At 41.0% G+C, this 26,274-nt stretch carries 22 protein-coding genes and 1 pseudogene; 11 read left to right on the forward strand and 12 right to left on the reverse strand.

Annotated features, from left to right (window positions below):
* Positions 1–58: 58 nt before the first annotated feature.
* From ACE1CC_RS26170 to ACE1CC_RS26185, 4 genes are all read right to left on the reverse strand, one after another.
* On the reverse strand, positions 59–277 hold the full coding sequence (locus ACE1CC_RS26170) for a hypothetical protein (RefSeq protein ID WP_413273364.1): 219 nt from the start codon (positions 275–277) through the stop codon (positions 59–61).
* Between the two features lie 87 nt (positions 278–364).
* Positions 365–940 (reverse strand): pentapeptide repeat-containing protein, encoded by a 576-nt coding sequence (locus tag ACE1CC_RS26175; RefSeq protein ID WP_413273365.1) that lies wholly within the window; start codon positions 938–940, stop codon positions 365–367.
* A gap of 255 nt (positions 941–1,195) precedes the next feature.
* Positions 1,196–1,678, reverse strand: a complete 483-nt coding sequence (locus tag ACE1CC_RS26180) for a GNAT family N-acetyltransferase (RefSeq protein ID WP_413273366.1) — start codon at positions 1,676–1,678, stop codon at positions 1,196–1,198.
* Positions 1,679–1,822: 144 nt separating this feature from the next.
* Positions 1,823–2,974, reverse strand: a complete 1,152-nt coding sequence (locus ACE1CC_RS26185) for an RpoD/SigA family RNA polymerase sigma factor (RefSeq protein WP_413273367.1) — start codon at positions 2,972–2,974, stop codon at positions 1,823–1,825.
* Positions 2,975–3,929: 955 nt separating this feature from the next.
* Between ACE1CC_RS26185 and priA the strand changes: the two genes are divergently transcribed.
* Entirely contained in the window at positions 3,930–6,563 is a 2,634-nt protein-coding gene (gene priA / locus ACE1CC_RS26190) for a primosomal protein N' (protein ID WP_413273368.1), read from the forward strand.
* 589 nt (positions 6,564–7,152) lie between these two features.
* Positions 7,153–8,004, forward strand: a complete 852-nt coding sequence (locus tag ACE1CC_RS26195; RefSeq protein WP_413273369.1) for an XDD3 family exosortase-dependent surface protein — start codon at positions 7,153–7,155, stop codon at positions 8,002–8,004.
* A gap of 685 nt (positions 8,005–8,689) precedes the next feature.
* Here ACE1CC_RS26195 and ACE1CC_RS26200 read toward each other — a convergent pair.
* The 3 genes from ACE1CC_RS26200 to ACE1CC_RS26210 all read right to left on the reverse strand — a co-directional run bounded on the left by ACE1CC_RS26200 (position 8,690) and on the right by ACE1CC_RS26210 (position 11,298).
* Positions 8,690–9,442, reverse strand: a complete 753-nt coding sequence (locus ACE1CC_RS26200) for a tetratricopeptide repeat protein (RefSeq protein WP_413273370.1) — start codon at positions 9,440–9,442, stop codon at positions 8,690–8,692.
* Between the two features lie 84 nt (positions 9,443–9,526).
* Positions 9,527–10,210: a response regulator gene (locus tag ACE1CC_RS26205; protein ID WP_413273371.1), complete on the reverse strand. Its 684-nt coding sequence runs from the start codon at positions 10,208–10,210 to the stop codon at positions 9,527–9,529.
* Positions 10,210–11,298: a sensor histidine kinase gene (locus tag ACE1CC_RS26210; RefSeq protein ID WP_413273372.1), complete on the reverse strand. Its 1,089-nt coding sequence runs from the start codon at positions 11,296–11,298 to the stop codon at positions 10,210–10,212. Before ACE1CC_RS26210 ends, ACE1CC_RS26205 begins: the two co-directional genes overlap by 1 nt.
* A gap of 341 nt (positions 11,299–11,639) precedes the next feature.
* Between ACE1CC_RS26210 and kdpA the strand changes: the two genes are divergently transcribed.
* The 8 genes from kdpA (at position 11,640) to ACE1CC_RS26250 (ending at position 21,597) form a co-directional block, all read left to right on the forward strand.
* On the forward strand, positions 11,640–13,325 hold the full coding sequence (gene kdpA, locus ACE1CC_RS26215) for a potassium-transporting ATPase subunit KdpA (protein ID WP_413273373.1): 1,686 nt from the start codon (positions 11,640–11,642) through the stop codon (positions 13,323–13,325).
* Between the two features lie 122 nt (positions 13,326–13,447).
* Entirely contained in the window at positions 13,448–15,541 is a 2,094-nt protein-coding gene (gene kdpB, locus ACE1CC_RS26220; protein ID WP_413273374.1) for a potassium-transporting ATPase subunit KdpB, read from the forward strand.
* Between the two features lie 20 nt (positions 15,542–15,561).
* Positions 15,562–15,795 (forward strand): K(+)-transporting ATPase subunit F, encoded by a 234-nt coding sequence (kdpF, locus tag ACE1CC_RS26225; protein ID WP_413273375.1) that lies wholly within the window; start codon positions 15,562–15,564, stop codon positions 15,793–15,795.
* A 1-nt stretch (position 15,796) separates the two neighbouring features.
* Positions 15,797–16,405: a K(+)-transporting ATPase subunit C gene (kdpC, locus tag ACE1CC_RS26230; protein WP_413273376.1), complete on the forward strand. Its 609-nt coding sequence runs from the start codon at positions 15,797–15,799 to the stop codon at positions 16,403–16,405.
* Entirely contained in the window at positions 16,402–17,520 is a 1,119-nt protein-coding gene (locus ACE1CC_RS26235) for a sensor histidine kinase KdpD (RefSeq protein WP_413273377.1), read from the forward strand. The genes kdpC and ACE1CC_RS26235 overlap by 4 nt, the downstream gene beginning before the upstream one ends.
* A gap of 241 nt (positions 17,521–17,761) precedes the next feature.
* Entirely contained in the window at positions 17,762–18,949 is a 1,188-nt protein-coding gene (locus tag ACE1CC_RS26240) for an anhydro-N-acetylmuramic acid kinase (RefSeq protein ID WP_413273378.1), read from the forward strand.
* Between the two features lie 35 nt (positions 18,950–18,984).
* Positions 18,985–19,428 (forward strand): hypothetical protein, encoded by a 444-nt coding sequence (locus ACE1CC_RS26245; RefSeq protein ID WP_413273379.1) that lies wholly within the window; start codon positions 18,985–18,987, stop codon positions 19,426–19,428.
* Positions 19,429–20,022: 594 nt separating this feature from the next.
* Positions 20,023–21,597 (forward strand): serine/threonine protein kinase, encoded by a 1,575-nt coding sequence (locus ACE1CC_RS26250; protein WP_413273380.1) that lies wholly within the window; start codon positions 20,023–20,025, stop codon positions 21,595–21,597.
* Positions 21,598–21,956: 359 nt separating this feature from the next.
* Here the strand turns inward: ACE1CC_RS26250 and ACE1CC_RS26255 are convergent, their stop codons facing one another.
* The 5 genes and pseudogenes from ACE1CC_RS26255 to ACE1CC_RS26275 form a co-directional block, all read right to left on the reverse strand.
* Entirely contained in the window at positions 21,957–22,154 is a 198-nt protein-coding gene (locus tag ACE1CC_RS26255; RefSeq protein ID WP_413273381.1) for an NblA/ycf18 family protein, read from the reverse strand.
* 429 nt (positions 22,155–22,583) lie between these two features.
* Positions 22,584–23,324, reverse strand: coding sequence for a Stp1/IreP family PP2C-type Ser/Thr phosphatase (locus ACE1CC_RS26260; protein ID WP_413273382.1), 741 nt, complete (start codon positions 23,322–23,324; stop codon positions 22,584–22,586).
* Positions 23,325–23,366: 42 nt separating this feature from the next.
* Positions 23,367–25,055, reverse strand: coding sequence for an ABC1 kinase family protein (locus tag ACE1CC_RS26265; RefSeq protein ID WP_413273386.1), 1,689 nt, complete (start codon positions 25,053–25,055; stop codon positions 23,367–23,369).
* A 310-nt stretch (positions 25,056–25,365) separates the two neighbouring features.
* On the reverse strand, positions 25,366–25,704 hold the full coding sequence (locus ACE1CC_RS26270; RefSeq protein ID WP_413273383.1) for a DUF6825 family protein: 339 nt from the start codon (positions 25,702–25,704) through the stop codon (positions 25,366–25,368).
* Positions 25,705–25,781: 77 nt separating this feature from the next.
* Positions 25,782–26,000 (reverse strand): annotated as a pseudogene (locus tag ACE1CC_RS26275) (TetR/AcrR family transcriptional regulator); the annotation flags it as partial.
* On the opposite strand from ACE1CC_RS26275, the gene ACE1CC_RS26280 reads away from it, so the two are divergent.
* Positions 25,995–26,147, forward strand: coding sequence for a hypothetical protein (locus ACE1CC_RS26280; RefSeq protein ID WP_413273385.1), 153 nt, complete (start codon positions 25,995–25,997; stop codon positions 26,145–26,147). The pseudogene ACE1CC_RS26275 and the gene ACE1CC_RS26280 overlap by 6 nt on opposite strands.
* Positions 26,148–26,274 lie beyond the last annotated feature (127 nt).

A 26,274-nucleotide genomic window follows, 5' to 3' on the forward strand; every position in this document is an offset into this window, starting at 1 on the left:
CTCAAAACTCAAAACTCAAAACTCAAAACTTTCCCAGTCCCCAGTCCCCAGTCCCCAATCACTGTCCTCCTTGCTCCTGTTTTTCAATGGCTTTTTCGGTGCGTTCGTAAGGGTTTCTTGGTTGTTTTTTGGGAAACAAACCCAGCATAAAGTTGTTGATTGTGGTTCGAGTTTGTAAGCTGGCATTGCTGACGGGTGGGAAGGGAATGCGATCGCCCAGCAGGACAAACAGCAAAAATAGTACAATCAGCAGGGGAAACTTAGCTTTGGATAACATAACAATAAATTAACTATTTAGTTAATCAAATCTCTTAATTCTATTTTTCCCAACCCTCTAACGAAAGAACCTATTTTTTTGTTTGATTTAAGGGTGAAGTTTGCCATCAGGCATTTTCGCTTCTTGAAAGTTAGCCCCTTCTACATTAGCGCATCCCAGCACGTTTAAACTGATGGCGGCTGTGCGATCGCTTGCTTTAACATTTAAGCCTAAATTAGCATTGCGCGGATCGTCATTTGTGGGCGTAGTTCCTAATTTAAAACCTAAAGAACCTCCATCATTGTTAGCTCTTAACCTTAAACTAATCCCCACACAACCTAAATCAGCACGTTCTAAATTAGCTTTGGTGAAGTTGGCTCTTTTTAAGTTAGCATTTCCCAGTTTTGCGCCTTCTAAGTTAGCACCTTCTAGGTTAGCACCTTCCAAGTTTACGCCGCTTAAGTCGGCTCCCTGTAAATTAGCATTTCTCAAGTCACATCCGGGACATTCTCTAGTTTCCAGCAATTTTTCTACTCGTTTTTGAGTGTTTAAAAAGGAAATATAGAAATATGATGCAGTTCCCGCAGCTAAGAAAAATATCAAAACGGAGAGATGCTTGAATTTCATGACTAAATTAGAAGCTGCTTTGGCTTCCTCAATCAAGTAGTTGATCTTTACTACCAAAGTTTCTACTTCCGATCCGGAATTTTTACATTTACTTAAGTAAAAACTCTGAGACTGAATTTATTATATCAAATAGAAAAAAGAATGCAACAAATCGGAGATCCCCCATTATCCCCCTGATTAAGGGGGACTTAAAACCCAGTCTTGTTCCCCCCTTAATCAGGGGGACTTAAAACCCAGTCTTGTTCCCCCCTTGTTAAGGGGGACTTAAAATCCAGTCTTGTTCCCCCCTTATTAAGGGGGGTTAGGGGGGATCTAGGTAGCTGCTAATTTAGAAAGATTCTCACCTGTGACGCGACAAATTCGCCAGTCTGGTAACACATCTGCACCCATACGTTGATAAAAGCCGATCGCAGGTTCATTCCAATCTAATACGCTCCATTCTAAGCGACCGCAATCCCGTTCTACTGCTAATTTAGCTACATAAATTAGTAATGCTTTGCCAATACCTTGGTGACGGTATTCTGGTAACACAAATATATCTTCTAAATATATTCCGGGTTTAGTCAAAAAGGTAGAATAGTTAGGAAAAAATAAAGCAAATCCTACTGCTTTGCCATCTAGTTCAGCTAATATTGCTTCGGCGTAAATGCGCTCGCCAAACAAGTGAGATTCCAAAGAAGCAATATTCCCCGTCACTGCATGAGATAACTTTTCGTATTCCGCCAAACCTTTAATTAATTGAAATAAAGTTGGTACATCTTCGGGAGTTGTCGATCGCAAAATCAAATTTGTCATTGGTGGTTGGTTTTATATCATTAGTCTTATGTGAATAGTCATTGGTTAACCAAAACTATTACCAAGCACCAAATATTTTAGCAGAGAATAGTCAGCTGAATCTAGAAGATCCCCGACTTCTTCAAGAAGTCGGGGATCTGGATATTATTTCAACCAACTTTTCAGACGTTGAGCGATTTGAGGACGGCGTAATTTTCGCATCGCTTTACTTTGAATTTGGCGCACTCTTTCGCGGGATAAATTGTATAAGTTACCCACTTCTTCTAAAGTGCAAGGTTCGCTGGTTGTTAAACCATAACGCAGGGAAATGACATCTTTTTCTCTTGGAGTGAGGACATCACCCAACACTGACCAAATTTCCTGACGTAACATAGTATCATTCATTTGTTCTTCAGGAGATTGGGTATCGCTATCTTCTAACAAATCCACTAATTCTGTATCTTCTTCTCTCCCAACTCTGTGGTTTAAAGAAAGCGATCGCCTCCGCAACTGTTGTAACTGATGCAGATGTTCCAGGGAAATTTCTAAAGCTTTAGCTACTTCTGCTTCTGTGGGATTTCTTCGCAATTGTTGCTTAAGTTCCCGTTGGATTTTTTTCAGTTTATTGAGTTTTTCGACAATATGAATTGGTAGACGAACAGTTCTTGCATCATTGGCGATCGCTCTGGTAATCGCTTGGCGAATCCACCAGTAAGCATACGTAGAAAACTTATAACCTTTATCGGGATCGAACTTTTCTGTAGCTCTGTTTAACCCCATAGCACCTTCTTGGATTAAATCTAAGAATTGCACTCCTCGATTTAAATAGCGTTTGGCGATCGACACTACTAATCGCAGATTCGAGCGAATCATTTTCCGTTTCGCCACTTTTCCCTGATACAAACGCTGCTCTAACTGACGTTCTGTTAATCCCAGTTTCCCTGCAATCTCTGATACCGTTGGATGCTTACCTAATTCTTGATGTAAACTTCTTTGTGTTTCTTCTACTGTTACTAAGAATTGCACCCGCTTTGCTAAATCCACTTCCTCTTTTGGTTTCAGTAGAGGATACCGCGCCATTTCCTTAAAGAAAGCCCCTACCGAGTCATCCGAGTTCATCTTATGATAACCCGATGTCGGATAAGATTCTATTTCCTCAACTTCACTTGTTCCCTCTCCGGTAGAAAGTTCAACTTCACTATTAACCAAATCAACATCTGAAGGTTCGATATTGATATCAGTTTCTACATCAATATCCACATTACTACTGACTGTTAATGGTTGGGTTTCCGACAAATCTAACTGGGTGATATTCATAAGCAAGCTCTTTTTGTAATTATGTTAAACTCACAGTCTTAGAACCAGCGTTTCCTTTAATACATTCCACTCATATATCTACACAAATTGCCCCCTGATGATGAACGAAACTGCTTGGATTTCTTTAGAAAAATTTAAGATTTTGTCTTTTCGACCATTCTAGTCCGGTCAACTCAATCTTGCCCGGTTTTGTACTTTTAGCTTGGGAAACATGGTGCAAATTGAGGAACACTTTATTAGACTACCGCAAGTGTTTTTTTTCATTGTTTTCCCAGCTACAAAATAACAACGTAAAACCCTTTGATGGAGGTAAACCTTTGTTACGCTTGTGACAATTGTTTCTCTGTAACCATATTGCTGAACTGCTCAACAAAACTTTGTAAAAGTTTTCGATTTCGATTACAGCATCTCATGTAACATGGAGCTTTGCTCTCTATCAATGGGTGTAAAATTCCGGTCTTGCCAAAGTAAGAAAGTATTTTCTCTTCTTGGATTTACTATGGTTAAGAAATTGTAGAGAGAGTTTGTTCTCTATTGAAAAAAACTGTCACAAGGTAGATAAGTTAGACAAAAAGCCAAAATCAGTAAATTATATGGATGAGCTAAATTGATGGTGAAATTGCCGTTTATTCGGGCTGAAAATAAATTTTTAGGACTTAGGCAAAAAACCCGGTTTATGTGCGAAATCGTAGGTTTAGATGAGCTAGATTAACGCTCCCAACCGGATTTTTCCGCAAATTTTGCACTCAAAGGAGGTGGAACCTCCCAGATACTCGTTACCAGGTTGAACCTGGTAACGAAAAACAGAGGCTCTGCCTCAAAGTGCAAGATCTGAGTTTTAACTCTTGCTGTGTAAGTCGTGGTTTTTAGCCATTAAAATCAGCCCTTAGCTCGGTAGAATAAACTGGATAAGTATCGATCGCCCCCCCAAACCAAGTATTCGGTGTTTCACAGTATGTCTAGTTCCCGTTGGCAGTTTTCCCCGACATTAGCCGAGCCAAAAGCAACTTATGAAACTACCATGCCGAGAAATAGATGGGTAGAGGTATTGGTAGATTCTCCAGCAACGCAGGAAGAGTCACAAAATCAAAAGTTGTACACTTACAGGTTGCCGGGAGATTTAGAAGTAAAACCTGGGGATATTTTGAGCGTGCCATTCGGGGCGCAGGTTTTGGGAGCGATCGCCATTCGGTTACTCGAACACCCACCAGCCAATATAGCAATCGAGAAAATACGGGATGTTGAGGAAGTCGTAACCTCCGGGTTTTTTCCGACTAACTACTGGGAATTACTGAAAAAGGTATCTACGTATTATTACACACCTTTAATGCAAGTAGTGCGGACAGCCCTACCACCGGGATTGCTGACGCGATCGCAAAGACGCATCCGCCTGAAACCCGAAGCTATTCCCCCAGGCGCGACAAGCTTCCTCAACTTATCGGCGCGACAAATTCTCGAGCTATTGCAAAATGCCAAAACCGGAGATTATACTTGGCAGTATCTTCAGTCCAAAGTCAGAGGCGGAAAACAAGGACTGCGAGAATTACTCAAACGAGGTTGGGTAGAAAGCTATTTAGAAACACCCAGACACGCCCAACCAAAACAAAAACAAGCTGTTACCCTAATAGCAGAGATTGACCAAATCGATCTCACACCCCGTCAAGTAGAAATATTGAGCATATTGCAGCGTCAGGGTGGAGAATTGTGGCTCAATGAATTATTGCAGCTTTCTAAAGCCAGCGCCACAACCCTGAAAGCATTGGAACAAAAGGGCTATATTACAATTCAGAATCGGGAAATTTTGCGATCGCTCTCTGAACCAGAACAAGCACCCGACAGAGCAAAAGTTTTAACCGTTGAACAAGCAACAGCTTTAGAGACAATTAACAACTTACAAGGATTCGCCCAAGTCTTATTACATGGCGTGACAGGTTCCGGGAAAACAGAGGTATACTTGCAAGCGATCGCCCCAATTTTAGAACAAGGAAAATCCGCCTTAGTTTTAGTTCCAGAAATCGGATTAACCCCACAACTAACCGATCGATTTCGCGCCCGTTTCGGAAGCAAAGTCTGCGTTTATCACAGCGCCCTTTCCGAAGGCGAACGTTACGACACCTGGCGACAAATGTTAGCAGGCGAACCTCAAGTAGTCATCGGTACTCGTTCCGCAGTCTTCGCCCCCCTACCCAAACTGAGTTTAATCGTCCTCGACGAAGAACACGACAGCAGCTTCAAACAAACCTCCAGAACACCCACCTATCACGCCCGCAACGTCGCCTTATGGCGTGCAGAACTAATCAACTGTCCCATAATCTTAGGTTCCGCAACTCCCTCGTTGGAAACTTGGATTGAAGTCAGAGCAGCAGAAGGGCACAGAGGCACAGGGGCACAGGGGCAGGGGAGTTTTTCCCTAACCCCTAACCCCTACCCCCCCACTTCTTCCCAGTCCCCAGTCGTAGGGGCGATTCATGAATCGCCCCTACCCCAGTCCCCCAAATACTACCTTTCCCTTTCCGAACGCATCCAATCTCGACCCTTACCACCTGTGGAAGTTGTGGATATGCGTCAAGAGTTGCGCCAGGGGAATAAGTCTATTTTTAGTCGATCGCTCCAAGAAGCTTTAGAACAATTACAAGAGCAACGTAAACAGGGAATCTTATTCATTCATCGTCGAGGACACAGCACCTTTGTCTCTTGTCGCAGTTGTGGATATGTCATTGAATGTCCTAATTGCGATGTGTCTTTGTCCTATCATCACATAGAAGAAAGAGCCCCAGAAATTCTCCGCTGTCATTACTGCAATTTCATCCGTTCTCATCCCGAAAATTGCCCAGAATGCAGTTCTCCCTATTTAAAATTCTTTGGTAGCGGAACACAAAAAGTAGCAGAAGAATTAAGAAAGTTATATCCTGAATTGCGAATTATTCGTTTTGACAGTGACACCACTCGCACTAAGGGATCGCATCGAACTTTATTAACACAATTTGCCAATGGCGAAGCTGACTTATTAGTGGGAACTCAAATGCTCACCAAAGGTTTAGATATTTCCCAAGTTACTTTAGTGGGAATAGTCGCCGCTGATGGTTTATTGCATTTATCCGATTATCGAGCTACAGAAAGAACATTTCAAACCTTAACCCAAGTAGCAGGTCGCGCCGGAAGAGGCGACGATCCCGGTCAAGTAATTCTGCAAACTTACAACCCCGAACATTCGGTAATTCAAGCAGTTAAAACCCATAATTTTCAGTCCTTTATCCAAACAGAATTACCCCAAAGAGCAGAATTAAATTACCCTCCTTATGGGCGGTTAATTCTCATTCAATTAAACAGTATGAATTCCGTAGAAGTTCAAGAAGCAGCCCAAATGTTAGCAGGTTGGTTGCGTCCCCCAGGAAATAATAATAGCTATGAAATTTTGGGGCCTGCACCCGCTAGTATTATGCGAATAGCTAATCGATTTTATTGGCAAATTCTCCTGAAATTACCAGCAAATAGAATTGTAGATTTGCCTAATTTTAACGACTTGCGCGAGTTATGCCCAAAATCAGTTAGTTTGACGATCGATGTTGACCCCATAAATATGATGTGATTGGTAATAGAGGACTGGGAAGAGGTGCGGGAGTGAGGAGGTGGGGAGGTGGGGAGAGTTTTGAGTTTTGAGTTTGTAGGGGCGGGTTTTGCCCAGAGATTGTCTGTGTGTGACAAAGGTTGTTTACTAAACCCGCCAACACAGAGTTTTGAGTTAAACTTCCCCATTCCTCATCTCCCCATCCCCCCATCCCCCCATTTCCCCTGCTCCCCTCACCAGTAAAATTCACATGGTAATTATACTGAGGATCGCTCTCTTTTATTTTCTGTTTTCCCTAACTTTTCATTCTTCTGAAACTCAAGCCGTTGTAAGAGTTTGTCTGGATAATACTCAAATAGAATCCAAAGGCGACGGATAACATAATTTCAGAAAATACACTGAAGTTTAGTTTTTAATTTTTACTAAATAGTCAAAATTCTGCTAAAGCTCCAATTTTTTCCTAGTAGTATACACTCAAATAAGTTCCTATTGTGGCTGAAAAAGTTTGTTATATCTTTGCTAAAAAAACTGTTTTTGTATCTTTGTAACTTCACAATGGGCAAACTATATTTATAGACATAAGTTAAAGAAATAAAAGCAGGATAAACAAATGAACACTCGCGTTGCCTCAACCTTAGTTAAAACCCTCGTTGCCACTGTTGGTATTATTTCTGTTACCGGACAAGCAGCAAACGCCGGAGTTTTAAGGAACGGAACCACAATTAATACATTTATGGAATGTATCAATGATGGTATTGGTCTTGTGGTTGGCAGCAGTCCAGCCCAGAATGGTTGGTATTATGCTACCGATTCAAGTAATGATGGTTCTGGTGGCTCGGCATACGAAATCTATGGTATGGGGATTAAGGAAACTGAGTCTAGCATTATGGTGGCACTAAGAGCCAATATGCCATTAGTTGGAACTGCCTACAGCGGCGCTGCTGACCGAAATATTGGATGGGGCGATATGTTCTTCAATTTTTCCGGGCTAAACTTTATGGATGCGATGAATCAGGGTCAGCTGTTTGGGGTTCGTTTTGCTGGTACTAATGATTCTGGAGTTTCCCAAGTTGGGTTATACAGTGGTGTTACTGCCAAAAGCGTTACAGCAGAAAATTCAGGCTACGCTAGCATCAACGCTTATAACAGCAGCATGGGTTCCAATGCCAGTCTGGGTGATTTAGCTCGTGATACTAATTATTTTGACAGAACTAGAAGTTTGAACGAGATCGCTTCGGGAACTTTCTTAAGCGGAATTAACTTTCTTAATAACACTCAATTAACTGCGGCTGGCTTTAATTTAAGTAAGTTTGCTGGTAGTGAAACAATAGCGTTCTCCATCGATAAATCTAGTCTTCCGGGCGCATCTATACCAGAACCTTCAGCAGTTTTAGGTTTAGCAGCTATTGGCGCATCTGTTTTTGCTAGCAAGTTGGGTAAACGGCGTGCGATCGGTTCATAAACTCTACAATAAATGTTGTCCGATCGATGATTTCCCAAATTTTCAGCATAATTTTCACCCATCTCCGGCTTAATCTAGTTTCGGAGATTTTTAGTTTAGTAATTAGGTTTGTAGTAACGACTAAAGTCGTCTGAGATCTTGCAACAGGGGAGGTAGAACCTCCTGCGATCTCGTTCCCTGGTTCAACAAATGGAACGAAAAACCCAGGCTCTGCCTAGCTGAGTGCAAGATCTGAGTCGTATTATTTCTAAATAAAATGACTAAAGTCATCACAACAAACCAGGTTTTTTACAAGTGATTAATCGACTTAATTAAGCGGGACAAACAGAAGTATTTGTGCCGTTTGGTTTTACTTGTTGATAAGTTAGGCTAAATCGTCCAACTTTACCCGGAGTTGCACTAGTTACTAGTAAGTTATAAGTGCCAGTTGTCGGTAATTTTGTCGTGATGACTGCATCGATCGCATTTTCCTGTTTAGGTTGTTTGAGTGTTATTAGTTTGTTTCAGAATTAAGGCTTGAGCAAAACCATCAGGAAAGAAAAGCGGATTACTCAAGATTGTTAAACAAAAACCCAAAAGGCAACAACCCAGATATACACTCAATTTGCCAAGGTAACTTTTTTGCAACTTTTCTGCCACCTCTTAATTTTCCCGGTCAGTTTCTTAGAGTCAACTTATCAATTTTTTAAGCAATACCTGTGGGACTACTCCACAAACGTTGGATCATTCGATCGATCTCTTCGGCTTGTTCTTCTCTTCCTTGGGACTTAAACAAATCTCTGGCTTTTTTAAAGGCTTCGATCGCTCCTTCTTTTTGACCCGAACGATTCATAATTAAACCTAAGTTAGCGTAAGCTTCAGCAAAGTCTGGCTGAATGCGAATCGTTTCTTCCCACTGTTTAATAGCTGCTTCTACTTTTCCTTGTTGGGCGAGGACGTTGCCTAAATTGTAATGGGCTTTGGCGTAGTTGGGATTAATTTTAATTGCTGCTTTATACTCTTTTTCGGCACCGATATAATCTTCTTGTTGTACTAGCATATTGCCCAGGTTATAATGAGCTTCTGCCATCTTTGGTTGAATACTTAGGGCTTTTCGATAAGCTGCGATCGCTTCAGAATCTTTACCTTGAGTTGCTAACGCTACTCCCATATTCAAATGCGCCGCTGCTAACTGGGGATTCAAATTTAGGGCTTTTTGGTATTGAGCGATCGCTTCTGACAATTTCCCTTGCTGTTGCAAAGAAATCCCCTGTTCGTAGTAATCTTGAGCTTGTTCTTTATTTTGTGAAACTTCAGCAACTACACTCTCAATTGTTGACCCATTTGTTCCCTGTTTGGGCCCACTTGACTCGGATAACGCTGGTGCAGGATTACTCAAAGTGATGCCAGTAACAGCTACAGTGAGCAGGTTGATCACAAAATAAGTGTGTTTAATCATTGACATGAACCGAAAAGTGTGTATTAGGAGCGTTAGCTGCTTTTCGCAGATTAAGACCTATGATATCGTCATCGAAAAGAAAAGCTAGTGATTTGGCAAAAGTTCTGCGGCGACTAAATCTTTCTGAATGGCTAAAACTGCGGCTTGAGTGCGATCGCGGACTTCTAATTTTTGTAAAATTGCATGAACATGGACTCTGACTGTGCCAATTGTAATGTAAAGGAGTTCAGCAATTTCCTGGTTACTTTTTCCCGCAGCGATCAGCGCCAAAATTTCCTGTTCCCGACGAGTCAGGGGATTAATTAACGCTTCTGATGATTTAGCGTCAGAAGGCGGATTTGCAGCAAAAGCGGCGCGAATTTCAGCAGTAACAGTTTGATCCCACCAAGATGCACCAGCGGCGACTGAACGCAATGCCAAAATTAAAACTTCTGCTTCAATTCCTTTGAGACAATATCCTTGGGCACCTGCGGCAATTAAGCGTTCGATCAAAGGTTTTTGGGAATGGGAAGTTAAAACTAAAACAGGCAATTGTGAGTGTTGTTCTTTGATGCGGCGACAAGCTTCCACACCACCAATTCCCGGTAATCCCACATCGAGTAATACGACATCTAAAGGATATTGATTTGCTAATTCTACAGCCGTTTCGCCATCGGTGGCTTGTGCTACTATTTCTATTCCAGGTTCTTGTTGTAAGCGCATAAATAAACCCAGGCGAAATAGTTCATCATCTTCGACTAAAAGTATCCGCAAAGGTGCAGGTTTCATTAGGAATTCTCAGAAATTGCTGGGGAAGTTGGAAGTCGAAAACCAAACAAAGCACCGGAAGGAGAAAGGTTTTCTGCCCAAATTGTACCGCCATGTGCGGCAATAATTTGCCGACTTAGATATAAGCCTAACCCAGAACCTTGACTTTGGCGATCGCTATTTCCTTGGTAAAATCGCTCAAATAAGTGAGCTAGTTCATCTATGGGTATTCCTTGTCCACTATCTAAAATTTTTACTACTTGTTGATGGGAATCATTTTCTAAAATCACGTTTATTTTCCCACCACGAGGAGAATGATTAATCGCATTAATTAGGAGATTGGTAAATACTCGCTGTAATTGTAAAGCATCGCCATTTACCCACAAGTTTTGCCGAAAATTAGATTCTCCATAATTAAGTGTAATATGAACTCGACGAGCCGCCGCTAATTCTGTCAAAGTAGCAATTACTTCTTCGACTAACGATCCTAAATTGACTGCTGCTAGTTGCAGTTTTAATCCTTCAGAATCGTAATGATAAATATCTAAGAGAGTTTGAACTAATTGTAGCGTTGATTGATGAGAACGAATCATCATTTCTAAGACTTTACGTTGAGCAAAACTACATTCGCCAAATTGCCCTCTTTGAAAAGATTTAATTGTTTCAATTGCCCCTAAAAGGGGAGTTTTTAAATCGTGAGTCAGTGTGGAAACAAAATCTTCTCGCATACTGGCTAGTCGTTTTTGGTAAAGTAATTGAGTTTGTTGATTAGCGATTGCTTCTTCATAATGACGAATGCGATCGCTTAACCACCCAGTCACCAAAAGTGCCAATACTGCAATTAATCGATTTGCCAAAGTTGATAAAGAAAAATGTTCGCGGGGTATGAGTAAATTTAGCAGTGTTAACGCCGAAGCTGCTAATGTTACTTGCAAATTGGCTTTTCTACCTAAACGGTAATTAGTCAATAAAATTGGCCCTGTATAAAGGTAGCCAAACACATATTCCGAGGGTGTAGCATATTCTAAAGCGATGACGATCGCAAATGCGATCGCAATCATCACCCAAGTATTTCTGCGGTCATAGTTTGTAAAAATAGTTGCTTTCATTGTTCATTATAAATTTTATTGACTTAATTTTATCTACTCTTTTAATTTGCCACTAAATTTACTTAAGAAACATTAATTCTAGCGCACTCATTAAAATTAAAACTATACTTCCAGATATAGAGCCACTTATAACTGTAAATATAGATGAAATATATATTTACATTAATAACTAAGCTTAAACAGATTTCTATCATTGATCTGATGTAAACAATCCCTAAATCATCAACAATGATTGTAGTGATTTGAGATACAAAAACTAAACATCAGTGCGATCGACATGAGTTATATCATTTACCCAAATGATTAACACAAATATTGAGCATCATAATTGGTAAATATCTATGTGGCAAGGCTTTCTACAGATTGCGCTAACTCTCGTCATTCTAATAATCATCACCCCATTTTTGGGAAGCTACATGGCGCAAGTCTATTTAAGTAAAAAAACCTTTTTAGATTCCATAATTTCCCCAATAGAACAACTCATTTATAACCTAAGTGGCATCCGTCATAAAGAGGAAATGACAGGTTGGCAATATATCAGAGCAATACTTTACAGCAACCTATTCATGGGGATTTTTGTTTATTTAATCCTCATGTTACAAAGATTGCTACCCCTGAATTCTACAAACTTAAATGCACCTAGTTGGGATTTAGCATGGCACACAACAATCTCATTTTTAACTAACACAGACCAACAACATTATTCAGGAGAAACAACCTTAAGTTATCTGAGTCAAACAGTATGTATTGGCTTTTTAATGTTTACATCTGCGGCAACAGGATTAGCAGTAGGAATTGCCTTTATTCGGGGATTAACAGGTAGATCATTAGGCAATTTTTACGTAGATTTAATTAAATCTATTACCCGAATTTTACTACCCATTTCTTTAGTTGGTGCATTGTTATTACTAATTCTTGGTGTACCAGAAACCTTAGCAATGCCAGCTACAGCTACCACTTTAGAAGGTAACATTCAAGTAATAGCCAGAGGGCCAGTAGCCCATTTTGAAATTATTAAACAATTAGGAGAAAATGGCGGTGGATTTTTCGGTATTAACTCTGCCCATCCCTTTGAAAATCCTAATACTTTAACCAACTTAATAGAAACGATCGCCATGATTAGTATTCCCACTGCGTTAATTTACACTTACGGAATATTTACTAATAATACAAAACAAGCTTGGTTACTGTTTTGGATGGTGTTTGCAATCTTTATTTTCCTAGTTGGAATTAGTGCCATTGGTGAATATCAAGGCAATCCTTTAGTTAATAAACTTTTAGGCGGACAACAACCGAATTTAGAAGGAAAAGAAGTGAGATTTGGTTGGGTTGAAACTGCACTTTGGGCAATAGTAACTACAGGAACAATGTGTGGCGCAGTCAATGGAATGCACGATTCTTTAATGCCTCCTGGTGGATTTTCCACTCTGTTCAATTTGTTTTTACAAATCATTTGGGGAGGTCAAGGAACGGGTACAGCTTACCTTTTTGTTTTCCTGATTTTATCTGTATTCGTGACCGGGTTAATGGTCGGACGCACACCGGAATTTTTAGGGAGAAAGATTGAAAAAAGGGAAATTGTTTTAGCTAGTGTTATTCTCCTAATTCACCCAATTTTGGTGTTAATTCCCAGTGCAATTACTTTAGCTTTCCCCACTGCTTTAGCTGGAATTAGTAACCCTGGTTTTCACGGAATTTCTCAAGTAGTTTACGAATATGCTTCAGCTACAGCTAATAATGGTTCTGGTTTTGAAGGTTTAGGAGACAATACTTTGTGGTGGAATTTAAGTGCTAGTGTCAGTCTTTTGGGAGGACGTTACATTCCAATTATTGCGCTTTTGTTATTAGCAGATAACATGAAAAACAAACAACCAGTACCAGAAACTACGGGTACTTTAAGAACTGACACAGTTTTATTTACTAGTGTGACAGCTGGGGTAATTTTGATTTTAGGTGCTTTAACATTTTTCCCGATTTTAGCACTTGGTCCGATCGCAGAAGGTTTCCAACTAGCTAAAGGAATCTAGATCCTCTAGATCCCCGACTTCTTCAAGAAGTCGGGGATCTCCAACCCTCCTCTAGATCCCCGACTTCTTCAAGAAGTCGGGGATCTCCAACCCTATATAACTAACAATAAGTAATCACAAAAATGAGCAATTCTACTTCTAAACCCAGACGTACACCCCAAGGCAGAAGAGACTCGCGCCGCCACACACCAAAAGTTAACACGAAAGGGATTTATCAAAGGGCAATTCGTAATTCTTTCGTCAAACTTGACCCTCGCGTACAAGTAAGAAATCCGGTGATGTTTGTAGTTTGGATTGGAACAATTATCACCGCATTGTTAACCATCAATCCAGATTTATTTGGCAAGGTAACAGGGGAAAATTTACGGCTTTTCAATGGCTTAATTACGGTAATTTTGTTTTTTACATTAGTCTTTGCCAACTTCGCTGAAGCAGTTGCCGAAGGCAGAGGAAAAGCCCAAGCAGATGCCCTACGTTCTACCAAATCAGACACCATTGCGAGAAAACTTTCTCCTGATGGCAAAGTTCAAGAAGTAAGTTCTACAACTTTGCGTCGAGGCGATATCGTTAAAGTAATTGCTGGTGATATTATTCCCGCTGATGGAGAAGTAATTTCTGGTGTTGCTTCTGTAGATGAATCAGCAATTACCGGAGAATCTGCACCAGTTTTAAAAGAACCGGGTTCTGATATTGCTAGTTCCGTTACAGGCGGTACAAAAATTATTTCTGATGAACTAACAATTAGGGTAACAGCTGACCCTGGAAAAGGTTTTATTGATAGAATGATTGCCTTAGTAGAAGGTGCAGAACGTAGCAAAACACCAAACGAAATTGCTTTAACTGTTTTATTAGCAGTTTTAACTCAAGTATTTCTCATCGTCGTAGCAACCCTTCCTCCGGTTGCTAATTATGTAAAAAATCCGATCAGCGTGGCAATTTTAATTGCTCTTTTAGTAGCTTTAATTCCGACTACAATTGGTGGGTTATTAAGCGCCATTGGGATTGCCGGAATGGATAGAGTTGCCCAATTTAATGTAGTTGCTACTTCGGGAAGGGCGGTAGAAGCTTGCGGCGATGTTAATACTTTAGTGTTAGATAAAACCGGGACAATCACTTTAGGAAATCGTCTTGCAGAAGAGTTTATTCCGGTTAATGGTCATTCCATAGAAGATATTGCCAGTGTCGCCTTAGCTGCTAGTGTTTTTGATGAAACACCGGAAGGGAAATCAATTGTAAGATTAGCAGAAAAATTGGGTAGTAAAATAGATTTCGATCGCACTCAAGCAGAAGGAATAGAATTCTCCGCCAAAACTCGGATGAGTGGCACAAATTTACCAAATGGTAGAGAAATTAGAAAGGGTGCGGTAGATGCAATTAAAGGATTTGTGCGTTCTCGCAAAGGCAAATTAGCAGCAGATTTAGACCAAGCTTATGAAAGAGTTTCTCGCCTCGGTGGTACGCCTTTAGCTGTTTGTCAAAATGGCGATATTTACGGAATCATTTATCTCAAAGATATCATTAAACCTGGAATTCGAGAAAGATTTGAACAACTACGACGCATGGGTGTTCGTACAGTTATGTTAACCGGAGATAACCGAATTACTGCTTCCGTAATTGCCCAAGAAGCGGGAGTCGATGACTTTATTGCCGAAGCAACTCCTGAAGACAAAATTGCTGTAATTCAAAGAGAACAAGCTGAGGGAAAATTAGTAGCCATGACGGGAGATGGTACTAATGATGCGCCAGCTTTAGCCCAAGCAAATGTCGGTTTAGCAATGAATTCTGGAACTCAAGCTGCTAAAGAAGCGGCGAATATGGTAGATTTAGATTCTGACCCTACAAAGTTAATTGATTTGGTGACAATTGGCAAACAATTATTAATTACTCGCGGTGCTTTAACTACTTTTTCAGTTGCTAATGATATCGCTAAATATTTCGCTATTTTACCAGTAATTTTTACGGCTGCTGGTTTACAAAGTCTGAATATTATGGGGTTAGCAAGTACTCAATCTGCGGTATTATCGGCGTTAATTTATAACGCTTTAATTATTCCAATTTTAATTCCTTTAGCATTGAGGGGAGTAAAGTTTAGACCTTTGACTGCTAATCAACTTTTACAACGTAATATCTTGCTTTATGGTTTGGGTGGAGTAATTGCACCTTTTATCGCAATTAAAGTTATTGATTTTTTGATTTCTGCTGTAGGTTTAGCTTAAAAAAAATAGAGGTAAAAATAATGAGATTACCAGCATTGATCGAGTTAGCACAAATTCAGTTACGTAGAAGACCTTGGTCAAGTTTAATCTTTTTAGGAATGTGCTTGAACCTAATAATTGCTCCTGCGGTTTATGCGGCGGCTGGCGGGGAAATTGAGCGCAGTTCGGCTTGGGCGATCGGTCTATTAGGTTTATTAACTTTAGGTCTTTCTATTTATCTATTTGTTGTCATTTTTCAACCGGAGCGTTTTTAAAATGATTAGAGAAATTTCGCGGGCAATTCGTGTTAGTTTGGTGTTGTGGATATTAACAGCTATCCTTTATCCAGCAGTTATTTTAATAGTAGGTTTATTACCACCTCTGCAATATCAAGCCAATGGTAGCATGATTAGTAATGCCCAAGGACAGGTGATTGGTTCAGCTTTAATTGGTCAACCTTTTAGTGCGGAAAAATACTTTTGGAGTCGCCCTAGTACTACAAATTACAGTAGTTTTACCAAACAAGAATTTAATCCAACAAAGCCAGAAAATCTCACCCAAAGAACTGGTACTTCTGGTGCTAGTAATTTGGCTCCTAGTAATCCCGATTTAATTAAAAGAATTGAACCAGAAATCAATCGTTTGAAACAAGCTGAAATTTCACCAACAGCAGATTTAGTTTATACTTCTGGCTCTAGTTTAGATCCTCATATTAGTGTAGAATCAGCTAAAGCCCAGATTGCTAGAGTGGCAAAAGTGCGATCGCTAAATCCCAATCAACTAGAAATTCTAGTTACTAAAAATACTGATGGCAGATTTTTAGGAATTTTTGGAGAACCCGGAGTCAATGTATTAAAATTAAATCTGGCATTGGATAGTTTATGATTCATTCAAGTGAGATTTTCTATCAATCTAATTCCCAGCGTCGGGGCAAACATAAAATATATATTGGTATGGCTCCCGGCGTTGGAAAAACTTACCGAATGTTAGAAGAAGCTCATCAATTAAAAGCAGAAGGAATTGACGTTGTAATTGGATTATTAGAAACTCATGGACGAGAAGAAACAGCCGAAAAAGCGATCGGTTTAGAAGTAGTTATACCCAACCAAATTAACCACAATGGCGTTACTTTAAAAGAAATGGATACAGATGCCATTATCGCCCGTCAACCACAATTAGTTTTAGTAGATGAATTAGCTCATACCAATGTACCAGGTTCGTTAAGAGAAAAAAGATATCAAGATGTAGAGATAATTTTAGCAGCCGGAATTAATGTTAATTCTACGCTTAATATTCAACATTTAGAAAGCCTGAATGACTTAGTTGCTAAAATTACTGGTATAGTGGTTAGGGAGCGAATTCCCGATCGCATTTTAGACGAAGCAGACGAAGTAGTAGTTATCGATGTCACCCCAGAAACCTTACAAGAAAGATTAAAAGAAGGCAAGATTTACGCCTCCGATAAAATTGAACAAGCTTTACATAATTTCTTTAAACGTCGTCACTTAGTCGCCTTGCGAGAATTAGCTTTAAGAGAAGTCGCTGATAACATCGAACAAGATGCCGTTACCTCCAGCCCAACTGATAGATATTGCAGCGTTCATGACCGAGTTTTAGTTTGCATTTCCACCTATCCCAACTCAATTCAATTATTACGAAGAGGCGCAAGAATCGCCACTCAATTACACGCCCGTCTTTATGCGTTGTTTGTAACTCCACCAGACCGTTTTTTAACTAAAGAAGAAAGTATACATATAGAAACTTGTGAAAAAATTTGTCGTCAATTTAATGGTATATTTTTAAGAGTAACTAGTACAGATGTTGCTCAAGCGATCGCAGACACAGCCCACAAATACCTGATTACCCAAGTCGTCTTAGGACAATCACAAAAATCTCGTTGGGAACTATTTTGGCGCGGTTCCCTAGTGCAAAAACTAGTTAGATATCTCAAAGAAGTAGATTTGCACGTCATCGCTACCCAAGAAGCCAAATCTAAGTAATACAAAATAGACTTCTTGTAAAAGTCAGAAATCTTGATTGTTTAACCACAGATATCCACAGATAAACACAGATAAACACAGATGAATACAGAGATTGTCTATTTTGGCAACAGTCTAATGTAGAGACGTTTCATGAAACGTCTCTACAGTAAGAGGTGTTCATTTTTGGTTACGCCTTCGGCTATAAAAATCGGTAATTAATCATGGATAATAATTAATTGGTTAACTTACTCATTACCAAATGACTAGAGTAATAGGTTTAATAAGTGGTACATCAGTAGATGGAATCGATGCAGCATTAGTAGAAATTTCCGGGACAGAACTTGACCTGAAAATCGAACTATTGGCTGGGGAAACATACCCCTATCCACCCGCATTAAGAGAAAAAATTTTAGCAGTTTGTGCTAACTCAGCGATTTCTATGGCAGAATTAGGAGAATTAGATGATACGATCGCCCAAGTCTTCGCCCAAGCCGCCCAAAGAGTCCAAACAAACCACCCAAAAGCCGAACTAATAGGCTCACACGGACAAACAGTTTACCATCGTCCACCCCAACAAAATTCTTTAGGTTACAGCCTACAGCTAGGACGGGGAGAAGTAATCGCCCAATTAACTGGAATTAACACCATAAGTAACTTTCGCGTCGCAGACATCGCCTGTGGCGGACAAGGTGCGCCTTTAGTATCTCGCATCGATGCCTTCCTTTTGAGCCATCCCACAGAACATCGCTGCATTCAGAACATCGGAGGGATCGGAAATGTAACCTATTTACCACCTCGCAGCCAAGAAAATTGGTTACAATCAGTCTGCGGTTGGGACACAGGGCCGGGAAACTCGCTTTTAGATTTAGCAGTACAGTACTTTACAGATGGGAGCAAAAGCTACGACAAAAAGGGCGAATGGGCCGCTACTGGTACACCATGCCTTCCCTTAATCAAAAAATGGCTAAAACAACCATTTTTCCAAGAACCACCGCCCAAATCCACAGGTAGAGAATTATTTGGCGTAGATTACTTCCAGCAATGTTTAGCAGATATTAAAGAATATGAACTAAGTTCGGGTGATTTTCTGGCAACCTTGACCGAACTTACTGTCGCCTCAATAGTACAAAGTTACAACAATTTCTTGCCAAAAATGCCAGATAGAGTGTTAATTTGTGGTGGAGGTAGTCGGAATCTTTACTTAAAAAAACGCTTGGAAACCAATTTAAACCAAAACTCAGGAATAAAAATCCCTGTTCTCACCACAGATGAAGTTGGTATGAGTGCAGACTATAAAGAAGCGATCGCATTTGCTGTGTTAGCCTATTGGCGAAACCAGGGCATACCTGGTAATCTTACGCAGGTAACAGGTGCCCAGAAAGAAGTAACACTAGGGAATATTCACCTTGTTACCAATGGACTCCGTGTTAGCATAGAGTCCTGCTAATCGCGCAGTGAGCAATCGTAGCAAGGGATAGAAGCGTGGCTCACACCTTTTTGTTAGAGTCTGGGCGTTGGACGTTACAAGGAAACTGGCTTGAACGTAATGGAATGCCTATTATTGTTAAAGGGAAAACCTTGGTAGCGTGGAGAGAAAACTGGTTCACGATGGTGACACAGTTAATGTTTCCTGACAGCGATCGGGAAAACATCACCTTTCAGTACCGGGGACGTTTAGATTTAGGGGAACGCCAGTATACATTCGTGTTGCAGCATAATTTATTAGGGCGCGTCGAAGGTGAAGGTTGGATCGCCCCAGAATCGATCGTCCAGCGATACTGGGTATTAGGCGATCGGCAACGCCGCAGCGGTTTTGAAACCATGCACCAAATAACCGACAACCGATACTATATGTCCAGCAGCATTCTAGCAGGACATTACCTTACCAGTATGATGGAAGTCACATTAGAGCGTCAGCCAGAATAGAATTATGCTTGATTGTCAACTAGTGATGATTTGGTCAAACCAAGAGAATTTTTCCATTGGTGTGAGGTTTAGCAACCAAAGCATCTCCTATTTAACTGACGGATAGTTTGAAACTTAACAAAGCAAAGGTTAGATTTTGAAAAGGAGGTCAGCACTCTCCAATTTGGAGAACCAAGAAAATAGGTATTGTTTTATTGACTAGCTCGGTACCCATTTTGACCGTTAACCTCATCAATGATTCGGTATCCTATTTTCTAACATCTAGATAAATTAACTGAATAGGCACCTTGCTACTAGCAGCTAGGGTAATTCATTCTAGCCAATTTAGCCGGAAAAAGCCTACTAAAAAGTGCAGTTTATCCATCTGTCTCATGGCGCTGACCCGTAAATGATGCCATCGCCAAAGGCTGGTATTTCATGAAACTTAAGGGGAAGTAAGGCTACTATCTAGCGGGGTAAAAGGCATTTTTCTATTTGAAAAATCGAGGTAATTTCCCGATGTTCTAAAGGTAGAAAAAGCAAAAAACAGTTCATACCTAACTGACCTGCTCTTATATTTCATTAACGCTCCTTTTTGAGCGGAGCTTTATCAAAATGACAGATCCAAAAGACCCAAATATTGGTCGCTTACTTGATGGTCGTTATCAACTAATAGAGTTGATAGGGACAGGCGCTATGGGTCGGGTTTATCTGGCTAATGACACATTGTTGGGAGGAGTCCCCGTCGCCGTTAAATTCCTGTCATTAGGAATACAAAATCAAAAACTGCGATTGCGCGAGCGATTTGAACAAGAAGCCCGAACCTGTGCCCTTTTAGGTCAAAAAAGTTTACATATTGTCCGCGTTACAGACTTTGGCGTGGATGACAACAGCACGCCATTTTATGTAATGGAATATTTACAGGGAGAAAGCCTGAGTGATGTAATTCGCGCTCAAGCCTTGCCTTTACCCAAATTTCTCAGTCTAGCGCGACAAATTTGCTTAGGATTACAGTGCGCTCATAACGGCATCACTGTGGAAGGACAAATCTGCCCAATCATTCACCGGGATATCAAACCCAGCAATATATTAGTGATCCAAGACCCCAGTCTCGGGCAATTAGTAAAAATTCTTGACTTTGGCATTGCCAAACTACGTCAGGCAGATAGCGACCAAACTAACTATTATTTAGGAACTCTGGCTTACTCTTCTCCAGAGCAAATGGAGGGTAAGGAACTAGACAACCGGTCAGATATTTATAGTCTGGGTGTCTTAATGTTTGAAATGCTCACCGGGAAAATGCCATTACAGGCAGAAACCCACTCTTTTGGTGGTTGGTATAAAGTTCATCACTTCCAGAAACCACGCTCTTTCGATTCCACTAATCCAGGCGTAAAAGTGCCAAAAGCTCTAGAAACTTTAATCATGAGTTGTTTGGCAAAAACACCCAACGAACGTCCTCAGTCAGTAGCACATATTCTAAAAGCCTTAGAACCTTTAGAGCAGAGGTTTAGTACAGGTAGGCAAATTGGTCAACGCATCGGGAGCAAACTTTCGGAAATCTCCCAAGTTCACCAAGCAAAAATGCAGAATATACCTTTAGCTTCACCAGAGGAAATGGAGCAGTTGGCGAGAATGCAAACTTGGCCTCCAGATAAACCGCAAGCAGAAATTGTCTTCCCCAATACTTTGGGTAATGGTAAGCAGAAGTTAGCTACTCTCTGGGTAATGCTGAAAAAGTCTGACATTCAACAGCGTATGGTTTGCAAGCGTTATAATCAATTCTTGTTTTCCATGACTCCTCATCCGATGCTGCTGTGGATTACCGCACTTTACACTCGCGAAGCTGGTGCTAGGTGGTTGCGCTGTTATTTGGATATGAAAACTCCTCAAGGTGAGGAGATTACCAAACTTTTGGGAGACACAGGTCGATATTTGGTGTTGTTATTTCCTCTGGAGGAGCCAAAACGCTGTCTTCATGTACTCAGTGTGAGTATTGCTCCTAGCCAATGCCAATTACTACAGCAGTGGGTACAAACTAGTCAGGGGTTGATCTCGGCAGGTTCGCCAAAAATGAGTAAAGAGTTGCTTCATAATCAGTTTGAAAGGATTAAGCCACAAATGTTGATGAAACTAGAATCTAGTTCTTCTTTAGGTCAACTTGATGACAAGTTAGAGAGAAAGAGTTAAATTAATAGGTTTGCTGGCGGAAAATAGGCCGATTTGGGGGAAAAGTAGGCTTCCGTTCCCCCAGAAAGTTTTTTATTGATAATTTAGTCAAATTAATTCGTTTTAGCCTCATGGCCTTGATGGGAAATTGGCATCAACTCTGGTTACAAGCAAGGCCAATTATTTGAAAGAATTGATTGTGGAGCGCTCGCGTGAGTTGGAAAGTAGTTCAGTTAATTTCTAGTAGTACTCAGAAGGTGTTTCACTAGTGAGTTCTTCTTTGAATGTTGGGTTAATCGTTTAGTTGACGCCCCATCATCCCCAGCTTCTTTCCCCAAGGAACAAAGCAAGAGAAGGAGGTCGCCGACTGCGACGATTCTCTATTCAAAATGTGGACTTGGTTCTAAACCCCACTGGTGCTTGAGTAGATGTTTGTAGGTCGCTTCTCTATAAATCATTTGCTCATAAAGCTTCATGAGAAAGTCTTGAGCTTGTTCCAAGTTCATTTGTTGTACTTGGGTTTGGAAGGAACGAATATTGAATTGCTGTTCTAGAGAAAGTTCGATAGGTTGATTCATGACTAACTCCTAAGAAAGAGAATAACTGTGCTGACTTTAGAAGTCTTTATCCGATACAGTTTGAGCCGATGCGGTAGTTTGGTATCTACCTTATATTACAGAATATAACAAATAATTGACAAATGGCTCATACTGCTCTGGATGTATACTTCTATAATCAAAAGGAGGATAAGCGTTTCCGGGCACTTCCATAGCGCTTAATGGTATTTTTAGCAAGTACTTACAAGAAAAATTGCTCAGTATGAACAAAAAGCCTGGGTAGAATTACTTATTTAGTTTAATAAATCTTATTTGCAAATCCAGGCAGCTGAAGCTGGAAAGGGCAACAGAAGCGGGATAGAGAGTTATAGATAGGCTAAATTAACTGGATGTATATATTGCTTCATCCAGATTTGATCGCATAAAGCATTTCAATTTTTCTGGTTTTGCTTAAGATTCCTGACCCAGAGAATCTTCGATCGCCACAATCACCACAGTAATATTGTCTCGTCCGCCATTCTCTTTAGCGGCTTCTACCAGAGCAGTGGCGGCTTTGTCACATAAAGGATACTCTAACAGCTTGGCAATGGCTGATTCTGAGACTTCTTCTGTGAGTCCGTCGCTACATAAGAGTAGGCGATCGTCCTTTTGGACATCCAGAGTATGAATTTCTACCTTAGCTAAATCTTCCCTGCCCAAACATTGGGATAACATATGTCGCCAAGGGTGAGTTTTAGCTTGTCTGGGGGTCAAATCTCCTGCTTTCATCGCTCTGGCGACCCAGGTATGGTCTTCGGTGATTTGCTTCAATTTTGAGGAACGCAGACGATAGAGGCGTGAGTCACCTACATGAGCTACCCAAGGACACTGTTCTCGAAACACTAGTACCACTGCGGTCGTTCCCATATCTGACCGTTCTGGGTGTTTGCCTTGGTCGTCTAAAATTGCCTTATTTGCTTGATAGAATGCTGCTTCTAAAAGGCTTACCGAATCTCGATCGGAATTCCAATGTTCATCCAGATAGGACTGGATAGTTTTAGTAGCTATCCAACTGGCTTCTTGACCACCCGCGTGTCCGCCCATCCCATCGGCGACGATAAAAAATCGTCCTTGTGGGTCGATGTAATAAGCATCTTGATTTACCGGGCGTACCAGTCCGGGGTCAGAAACACCTTCAAAGCTACTTTTCATACCCTTGGTAATGTACCAACAAAATGAGTAACCAAATCAAATTTAGAACATTCTTTCATAGCGGTCTAAGCGTCTTAACAACCGAATTAAGGCTACAGACACTATCACTGCTACTACAGCGGCAACGATCGCTAGACCTACCTTATCATGAACAAATAAGATAGTGGCAGAAATAGTAAAAGCACTTATTATTAATCCATAAGTCGTGCTCATTTGGGTGCCATTAATCCGACGCAAGATCCGGTCTGTTTCTGTGGAGCGGACGCGCACACGAATATCGCCCCGCTCTAGTTTCTCCAGTGTATCCTCAATTCGCAAAGGTAGACCAAGGGCGGTGCTGCTGACTTGTGCCGCTTGACGACCGAGTTCTCCGAGTAGGCTATTGGTAGGATCGAAACCATTTCCTTCGCTCATAAGCTGCATTGTGAAAGGTTGAGCAACTTCCATAAAATTAAATTCGGGGTCTAAGCCTTTACCGACTCCTTCCAAGGTAGAAAAGGCTCGCATGACAAAGGTAAAGGTAGCGGGAAAACGAAAGGGCTGATCGTAGGCTATTTCGTATAGGTCATCAGCGATCGCATTTACCGACTGAGTTTCAAACGGCTTATCCATGAAGTTATCCAGCATATACTGGATCGATCGCCGTACTGGGCCCATGTCATCGGTAGGAGATAGAGCACCGAGTTTGACTAGGGAGTTCATGACGCGATCGCCATCTTTAGAAGCAATCCCAAACAGCGTTTCCATCAACTGTTCCCGCACGTTGGTTTCAATTTTCCCCATCATGCCAAAGTCGTAGAAAATCAAAGCTCCATCAGCATTAACAGCGATGTTACCTGGGTGAGGATCGGCGTGGAAAAAGCCGTAATTGAGTAATTGTTGTAAATAAGCTTTGGCACCCAATTGAGCTAATATTTTCCGATCCAATCCTGCTGTTTCTATTGCTTCATAATGGCTAATTTTAATTCCCGGTAGATACTCCAGAGTTACCACTCTTGGTGAAGTATAACGCCAATAAACGCGAGGTACTTTTACCCAATCAGCGTTACGAAAGTTCCGCCTAAAAGTATCAGCATTGCGCCCTTCATTTAGGTAATCAATTTCCAGCCACAAAATCCGACAACACTCTTCATAAATCCCTAACCAATCTCGACCTCGACCCCAGTTAGGATGATTTTGAAAGTAACGAGTGATGCCTTTAAGAATTTCTAAATCGATCGTAAACAGCTTCACTAAACCAGGACGTTGTACCTTTACCACTACCTCTTCGCTGGAGTGTAGTTGAGCTTTGTGTACTTGTCCTAAACTAGCAGCTGCTAAGGGAATTGGGTCAAAACTGCGGTAGAGTTCCGGGACTTTTTTGCCTAAATCCTGCTCGATAATTGCTTCTACTTGTTCATAACTAAAAGCGGGTACTTTATCTTGCAGTTTGCTGAGTTCTTCAACATATTCGCTGGGGAATAAATCAGCCCGAGTCGAGAACAATTGCCCAACTTTAATAAAAGTTGGCCCTAAATCTAGGAAAGTATCTCGAATCCAGATGGCTTGTTTTTTCCGTCTGGCAGCTTTTTTCTCATCGGTCATTCCCCCTGGATAACTCCAGGGTTTACTATCAAGCCATAGCTCAAACATTAGGGTGAGAACGAAACCCCAAATGTCCAAAAAACGGCGTTGACGAGAGTAATTTTCTCGATTCCAACGGTAGGCTTTATCTTTGTACGGTTTTCCCATATTCCAAGACCTGCCTAATACCTTTGGGAGGGCAACTCCTTCGCCTGGGGAAAGTTTTTCTGATTGTGGGCGATCGCTATATCGCTTCGGCATGGGATGGTAAGGCAGGACAGATACTCGCGTTTACAGCTTTACTTAATTTAATAAATCAAGAAAAAATTTCCTTGACTTATGATTAACGTGCAGCCAGTTTAGCTGCCGTCTCTTCTCTATACTATACAGACTAAAGCGGTTAGCGGGAAAAGCTCAAAAGAGAGAAACTTCTCACTAACTAGTAAGATAACTCTATTCCCACAAGTCCTTTCCCACTTTAGAGAGAACGATTGATGCGATATCGCTGCAATTCGGCGCGTAATTCGGCAACTTCGGCTCTGAGTTCATCAATCATCGCTTGCAGGTCTTGTTCTTTATTTGGTGCAGAACTATAGGGAGAAGTATAGCCACTAGTCCGCCCCTGCATGGACAATTCTTCTTCTCTTCTTGCCCTTTCTAAAACTTGTTCCGTAAATTGGCGCAAGTTTTCCCTTTGTTCGGCATCAAATTTGCCGACTTCACTCATCAAGTTAGTCAGAGCGTACTCTAGTTGCTGGTTAAGGGTTTCGGCAACTGCTCTACCCACGAAAAAAGCTTGAATCAGAGGATTACTCATGGAAAATTTTGCTCCTTGATAACCGACTGAATTATAACGCGCTCGGAGGAGGAGCGGGGACGCGAAGGCGTTTTCAATTAATCACCTACATTGGCATCAATTAAAACCGATAAAGCTGTTTGGGCAAAGGTTGCCCCTTCTGGTGATTGTTCGATCGTTGCCATTAAGCTTGCGCCACCGATCAGCAGCAAATACTGTCGCGAAAAAAAGTCTGGGTTTTTTACACCTGCCTCTACTGCTAATCGCATGATGATCTGGCGAATGGACTCTCGTAAATCGATCGAAACCTGATGGGCTTTATTCATGCAATACGGAACGGAATACCGTTGAGCGATCGCAAATTACAAGCATTGCGGCAATTCACCCAACGCATGATTCAAGCGCGAGGTTGGGTAGAAGATAGTGAGATCGAAGCATTTTTAACAGCGGGTTATAGTTCATAAAACCATAGACAAATATCTCAGGTCTTATTTTGTAGGTGTTACCCTAACTGGGTGAACTACTACACCCTCTATCCCATTGCTCGCAGAGCGTTTGGGACTGCTTGTAGTCTTTTACTCGTCCCCTTTA

The sequence above is a fragment of the Floridaenema aerugineum BLCC-F46 genome, assembly GCF_041929345.1.
GTDB classification, from domain to species: Bacteria; Cyanobacteriota; Cyanobacteriia; order Cyanobacteriales; family Aerosakkonemataceae; genus Floridanema; species Floridanema aerugineum.